The following is a 6,767-nucleotide window of genomic DNA, read 5'->3' on the forward strand; positions in this document are numbered from 1 at the left end:
GCGGGCGCGGCCCCCCCCCCGCCCCCCCCCCACGACCGCATCCTCGGCGGCGCCACGGACGAACTCCTCGTCGGCGAGAGCTCGGTCGGCAGCGCCTCCGTGACCGCGGCCGGGCACGACGTCATCGAGGGGCGCGGCGGCGCCGACACCCTCTTCGGCGACAACGTCAACTTCGACGCCGACACCACCGTCGGCTCCGCCGGCGGCCACGACGTCCTGCGCGGCGGCGACGCCGACGACCGGATCCTCGGGGGCCCGGGCAACGACCGCCTCGAAGGCGGCGCCGCCACCGACCACTGCGACGGCCAGGCGGGCCCGTTCGACACGGCGACGCAGTGCGAGACGGTCGTGGGCGTGCCGTAGCCGCACCGCCAGGACCACGGCGCCGGATCGGGGATCGCCTGCGCCCGGTCGTCGGTCCTCACGTAGAGTGCCGTCGCCGGCGGCCGGCACACAGGGAGGACCGTGACATGTCCAGCGACCGTCTCATGCGCATCCACAGCGCGGAGTTCCAGGCCATGGCCGAACGGGTCCTGGAGGTCACCGAGCTCACGTCCCGCCTGAACGTCCTGCCCTTCGACGACGAAGACGCCAAGGCGGAACTGTTCGCACGGATCCTCGGCAAACCGCTGCCGCCGAAGGTCACGATCTATCCGCCCTTCTACACGGACCACGGCCTGAACCTCGACCTCGCCGAGCGGGTCTTCATCAACCAGAACTGCACGTTCCTGGACTACGCCGGCATCCGGATCGCCAAGCGGGTGATGATCGGACCGAAGGTCACGTTCATCACCAGCGGTCACCCGGTCGATCCCGAGGAACGGCGGCTGTACCTCACCGGCGCGCCCATCGACGTGGAGGAGAACGTCTGGATCGGCGCCGGCGCCACGATCCTGCCCGGCGTCACCATCGGCCGCGACGCCGTGGTCGCCGCCGGCGCGGTCGTCGCCGACGACGTGCCCCCGGCCAGCTTGGTGACCGGCAACAAGGCGACCGTGCACCGGAGTTGGTGACGCGCGTCGACAGCCGGTCCCGATCCGGGGGCTGATGCGTCGACGGCCGCTCGTCTTGCGGCGGACGCAGCAGCGGAGGTCCGCGCTCGGTGATGTGTCGGCCGACGAACCCCGACGCCACACAGCCGGAAAAGTCGAATATGCCCCGTTTACGTGGCAGCCTGTCCGACGTCATCACCCGCACCTCCTTCGAAGGTGAGCACCATGACCACGCTCCACCAGGAACACGTCTCCCATGCCCACGAGCACGGCCCCGGCTGCGGTCACACCGAGGTGCGACACGGCGATCACGTCGACTACGCGCACGACGGCCATCTGCACCGCGACCACGGCGGCCACTGGGACGAGTGCGAGCCCGCCGGACACGTCTCGCACACGGGCCACGACCACCGGCACGGGCAGGACTGCGGTCACGAGAGCGTCCGGCACGGCGACCACGTCGACTACCTCCACGACGGTCACCGGCACGCCGCGCACGACGGCCACTGGGACGATCACTGACGCACACCGCCCCCACGGCGGCGGCGAGCCGCCGGCCGTGGGCGGAGCCCGGAGCCCGGGCGTCCGGTGTCGCACCCGCCCGGGCCGGGTATGCCCCGCCCCGACGAGGGCCGGCGGGCGGGGCGACAAGGGGGGTGGCGATGAGACGTGGGGGCGTGGACAAGGGGTGCCTGGGGCTCGGGCTGGTCTTCCTGCCCTTCGCCCTCGGCCTCGGGTACGTCGCGGTCATGGCGGCCTGGCGGCTCGGGCGCTTCCTCTGGACCACGGGTGTGCCGCGGCTCGCCACGGGCGACCCGGGAGCGTGGATCGCTCTCGGCATGGTCGTGTTCCTCCTCGTGGTGATCGCCCTCATCCACGGGCACGCCGGCCGCGACGGCGGACCCAGCCCCGTACCCGGTCGGAGGGTGTACCAGGGGGAGGACTGGCACTGGGAACCCGATCCGGTCGAGTACCCGCCCAACCGGGGGCACGACCCCCGTCCCCCGTCCGCCCGGTAGCCCGCCGCCCCCGACGACCCCGCCGTACCAGCGGCGCGGTCAGCACGTGGGGCGGTACGGCAGGTCGTGCACGAGGGCGCGCCACTCCTCCCGGTCGAGACCGCCGCCCGCCCGCCGGCACACGTCGGCCGCAGCGGCGGCCGGGGTGACGTCGATCCGCTGGAGCGTCACGTGGGGCCCGGACACGTGGAGGGTCGCGCCGTCGGAGGAGAAGGCCAGGTCGTGCACCCGGCCGCCGACGGTGGGGATCGGGGAGCCGACGGGCAGGTGGGAGTCGAGGTCCCAGAGCTGGATGACGTCGTCGACATAGGCGACCGCCAGCGTGCGGGCGTCCGGGGAGAAGGCGAGGGCCATGACCGGTGCCCCGCCCGCGGCGGCACGGGTCAGCACACCGAGGCTGCGCTCCAGGCCGCCGTCCCACAGGGTCACGCGACCCGCCTGCTCGCCGACGGCGAGGAGCCGACTGTCGCCGCTGAACTCCAGCGCAGCGATGCCCGCGCCGGGGCTCTGCGCCCGCGGATCCGCCGTGATCTCCGGCAGTCGGACCGCCTCGCCCTCGAACGTGAGCAGCAACCGGCCGTCCGGGCGGACGGTGAAGGCGCGGCCCTTGAGGCCGGCCGCCCTTCCGGTCCCCCGCCCCCGCACGGGATCCCAGAACTCGACGCCCGACGGGCGGCCCCACAGGACCAGCCTGCCGTCCGGCGCGAGGGCGACGTCCGTCCAGCGGTGCGTCGGCCGGCGGGACAGGGTGACCGGGCCGTGCCGCCCGACGTCCCAGAGACCGACGCTCAGGTCGTGCCCCACCCCTTTGGTGGAGTAGACGAACTGCCTTCCGTCGGGGCGGAAGGACAGCGACACCTCACAGGGTGTGTCGGTCGGCACCTGCGGCACACCGGCGACCGGCCGGGACCGGCAGGGCAGGCCGGGTGGTTCGGCGATCGGCGCGCCGGTCCTGCCGTCGACGAGCCCGAAGCGGGCGATCCCGTCCGCGCCGGGCCGCGCCGCGGTGGCCAGCACGCTTCCGTCCGGGCTGAACCTCGCCTTCATCGAGGCGGCCGGCCGCCAGTCGGCTCGTACGGCCCGGCTGAGGTCCAGCGTGTGGACCGCGGGCTCCGCTCCCGGCTCCGGCCCGACGAGGAAGCGCAGTCGGGCGGTCTTCGGGTCCACCCTGGGTTCGGCGGGCAGCCCGCCCTCGGTCGGATGGATCACGACCGGCCAGTCCGGGGTGTCCAGCCGCCAGAGCAGCACGTCCGACGCGGTGTGCGCGACGAGGTAGCCGTCATCCGTGCTGTGCCCGAGCCGTACCACCCTCCGGTACTCCAGCGGCGGCCGTTCGGTGCCGTCGACGACGTCGCGGAGCCGGACGTTCCCCTCGTGGACCTGGGCCAGCAGACGGCCCCCGGCGACGAACCCGTACCTCTCCTCGTAGCACTGGCCGTCGGAGGCCCACCCGACGGCCGACTTCTTCCGCTCGGCGACGTCCCAGAGTTCCAGCGGCCGCCCGGGCACGCAGAAGGCGAGCATCCGGCCGTCCGGGCTCACGGTCACGTCCGGGCTGTCCAGGGCGAGCGGGCGGCGCTCCCTCACCAGGCGCCGCGAGGCCCCGGCGGTGACGCTCGCGCCCGTCGGGTCCGCCTCCGGATCCCTGGGTGCCCGCAGCTCCATGAGCGCCCGGCCCGTCCGAGCGTCCCACAGCGTGACCACGTACTCCGTGGCCGTGTGGTCGTAACCGATCACCTGCTGCCCGCTCGGGCTCATCTCCGCACCGCCCGCCGCCGGGCCGAGCACCAGGTCGGGCCGACGGCCCGACAGGTCGCGGACCGCGACCCGGCCGGCGTCCTCCTCCGTTCCCGCGTCCGGGAAGTACGTCACCAGGTCCCCCTCCCCGCGCTTCCATCCGACCCGTTCCACGTCCTCGCCGAGCCCGGCGAAGGAGCGGATGATGTCACCGGTCTCCACGTCGCGGGCGGTGACGCGGTCGCTCCCGATGCTCGTGAGGGTGCGGCCGTCGGAGCCGAGGGAGCGGTTCGTACGCGGGTCGCCGTCGGCGTCGGTGAACACGTCCAGTTCCCGCTGGGTCATGCCGCTCAGCACGGCGGACCGCGTCTCCGGCAGGTCGGCGAGCCGCCAGGCCGCCAGACCGAGCCGCATCGCGGTGCGCGGGTCGGTCGGGCGCAGGCTGCTCGCGACTCCGGCCATCCGGCGGGCCTCGGCCTCGACCCGCCGCCGTTCGCCGACCCGGTTCTGCTGCCAGGCGACCAGACCGGCCGTCAGGGCGAGGACCAGAACGGCGCAGAGCACCGCCGTGCGGGACCGCCGACGGCGCCGCTCGCGGCCGTGCGCGGCGGTGCTCGCGGTGAGGAACTCCCGCTCCAGCGGGGTGAGATCGTCCGGGGAGTCGCCGTCGGCCGGGAAGCGCTCCGCCGCCGTGGACAGACGCACGCCCCGGTACAGCGCGCCGCCGTCCCGGCCCAGAGCGGCCCAGGCGTCGGCGGCTTCGGTCAGCCGGCGCTGGGTGTGCAGGCGCTCGCGGTCCTCGTCGATCCAGCCGCGCAGCCGGGGCCACGCGGTGAGCAGCGCCTCGTGGGCGAGGTCGACGGTCGAGCCGTCGAGAGTGATCAGCCGGGCGCGGGCCAGCTTTTCGAGGACGAGCGCGGTGTCCGGCTCGCCGGTCTCGCACTCGGTGCGGTCGGCGGGGCGCCGGGTGTCCTGGGTGCCCTGTCCCGGCGCGACCAGCCGCAGCAGGATCCGGCGGGCAGTAGCGGCCTGGGCGGGGGTGAGTGCGGCGTGGAACTCCTCGGCGGTGCGGGCGAGCGCGCCGTGCAGGCCGCCGGCCGCCTCGTAGGCGCTCTCGGCGAGGGTACGGCCGTGCCGGCGGCGCCAGGTCTCCCGCAGCGCGTGCGACAGCAGCGGCAGACCGCCGGGTTCGTCGGCGAGGTCGCGCACGATCCGGCTGGTGAGCGAGCGCTCGACGACCAGACCGCGGGCGGCCGCGGGGCGTACGACCACCTGGCGCAGTTCGTCGGGGCTCATCGGGGTGACCAGTTGGGTGGTGTCCCGGATGGCCTCCGCGAGCGGGCCGTGCGCGGCGCAGTGGCCGAAGAAGTCGGCCCGCACGGCGATGACGACCCGGGCGCCGCGCCCGGGTGCGGCGGCGGCGAGCAGCAGGTCGATGAAGCGGGTCCGCTCGGCGGCGTCGGCGCAGAGCGTGAACGCCTCCTCGAACTGGTCGACGAGCAGCACCGCGTCCCGGCCGACGTGCTCCGGCGTCGGCGGTCGCGGGTGGGCGTGTGCCGGGCGGGCCGGCGTGGGCGGTCGCCCGGGGGTGGGGGCGGGGCGTTCCGTCGTCAGCAGTTCCGCGTGGGTGCGGGCCGGGTGGGGGCCGGGGGTGAGGAGGTGGATCCCGGTGGGCCGGTGGGGGCCTGTCTCCTCGCGCAGCGCGGGCACGAGGCCGGCCCTCAGCAGTGAGGACTTGCCGCTTCCGGACGGCCCGACCAGCGCGACGATCCGCCGTTCCCGTACCAGCGAGACGAGTCTCGCGACCAGGCGCTCGCGCCCGAAGAACAACTCCCGGTCCTCGGCCTCGAACCGGGCCAGACCGAGGTAGGGCGCGTCGGCGGGGTCGTCCGCCGCCGCCACCCGCTCGGTCAGTTCGCGGTTCGCCTGCCGCCAGCGTTCGGCCCACTCGTCCGCGTCGCCGCCGCACGCGCCGACGTAGGCGAGCGCCACCGGCAGCGTCGCCAGCCGGTCGCCGGAGGCGGCTTGGGCGAGGGCGGCGGCCGAGTAGTGCGCACGGGCCGCCATCGCCCGGTAGGTGAGGCCGCCGGCCTTCTGCCGGAGCAGGCGCAACTCGTACGCGAACTGCTCGACGGGCCCGTCCGCCGGATCCAACGGCCGTTCACGACGTCCCACCCGACTCCCCCGTCCCCCGACGCCGGTCCCGGCCACGCTAGGCCCGTGATCCCCGGGCCGACAAGGCCGCCCGATGCGCCGTCGGCGCGTTGTCCACACTGGTCGGAGGGGTCTGCTGGACAATTCCGCGCCGGCGAAGACTGAGGTCACGGCGACAGTCGCCGAACGGATCGACCCGATCCGCGGACCGAGGGGAACCCACATGAACGCACGGAGGAAGGCCGCATTCGCGCTGGCGTCGGCGGCGGCCATGGCCGGCACCCTGTTCGGGACGGCGGCGCCGGCCCAGGCGTACGGGACGCTGGACATCCGCTACGCCCGGGTGGACACGGACAACTGCACCAGGCTCAGCGGCACTCTCGCGGTCACGGCGGCCAGCGGTGGTTGCTACCTGTACGACTCCGTGGACAACACGTACTTCGAGAAGGACGCGGACGGCGAGGCCCTCAAGGCCGAACTGCGGAACGCGGGCGCGCTCGTCTCGAAGGTGGAGTTCCATCCGCAGGGCGAGAAGCTCTGGGTGTACGACACCGCCGCCGACGGTGACAGCGTCTACGTGCGGCTGTGGACGGCGACCCGCGGGTGGTCGACGCTCTACCCCGCGGCGGGCAACCCGAGCCCGTTCGACCTCGACTACCCGGAGGGCGAGAACATCCTCATCAACGTGTACGACCACGCCGACGGCAGTGACCTGATCGGGAGCTTCTCGGCTCGCGCCTGATCCCGGACGAGGGGGGGGGGGCGGGGGGGCCCCCCCCCCCCCCCCCCGACCCGGACGACCCCCCCGCCCGCGCGAGAGCCCCCGCGCGCGCGCGCGCCCCCGCGCGGGCGGGAGGAGAGCATC

5 protein-coding genes and 1 pseudogene are annotated in these 6,767 nt (G+C 74.6%); 5 read left to right on the top strand and 1 reads right to left on the bottom strand.

What is annotated here, in order from left to right; genetic code table 11:
* The 4 genes and pseudogenes from ACFW1I_RS06750 to ACFW1I_RS06765 all read left to right on the top strand — a co-directional run.
* A pseudogene (locus tag ACFW1I_RS06750) lies at positions 1-363 on the top strand (hypothetical protein); the annotation flags it as partial.
* Between the two features lie 107 nt (positions 364-470).
* Positions 471-1,013, top strand: coding sequence for a DapH/DapD/GlmU-related protein (locus tag ACFW1I_RS06755; RefSeq protein ID WP_384666709.1), 543 nt, complete (start codon positions 471-473; stop codon positions 1,011-1,013).
* 204 nt (positions 1,014-1,217) lie between these two features.
* Positions 1,218-1,514 (top strand): hypothetical protein, encoded by a 297-nt coding sequence (locus ACFW1I_RS06760; protein ID WP_384666711.1) that lies wholly within the window; start codon positions 1,218-1,220, stop codon positions 1,512-1,514.
* 140 nt (positions 1,515-1,654) lie between these two features.
* The gene (locus ACFW1I_RS06765) at positions 1,655-2,011 is read left to right on the top strand and encodes a hypothetical protein (protein WP_384666713.1); all 357 of its coding nucleotides are present in this window, start codon (positions 1,655-1,657) and stop codon (positions 2,009-2,011) included.
* Between the two features lie 39 nt (positions 2,012-2,050).
* On the opposite strand, the gene ACFW1I_RS06770 is transcribed toward ACFW1I_RS06765, so the two are convergent.
* The gene (locus ACFW1I_RS06770) at positions 2,051-5,923 is read right to left on the bottom strand and encodes a hypothetical protein (RefSeq protein WP_384666715.1); all 3,873 of its coding nucleotides are present in this window, start codon (positions 5,921-5,923) and stop codon (positions 2,051-2,053) included.
* Between the two features lie 202 nt (positions 5,924-6,125).
* On the opposite strand from ACFW1I_RS06770, the gene ACFW1I_RS06775 reads away from it, so the two are divergent.
* Positions 6,126-6,644: a hypothetical protein gene (locus tag ACFW1I_RS06775; protein WP_384666717.1), complete on the top strand. Its 519-nt coding sequence runs from the start codon at positions 6,126-6,128 to the stop codon at positions 6,642-6,644.
* Positions 6,645-6,767 lie beyond the last annotated feature (123 nt).

This window comes from Streptomyces sp. NPDC058955, from assembly GCF_042741435.1.
In the GTDB taxonomy this organism is placed as follows: Bacteria; Actinomycetota; Actinomycetes; order Streptomycetales; family Streptomycetaceae; genus Streptomyces.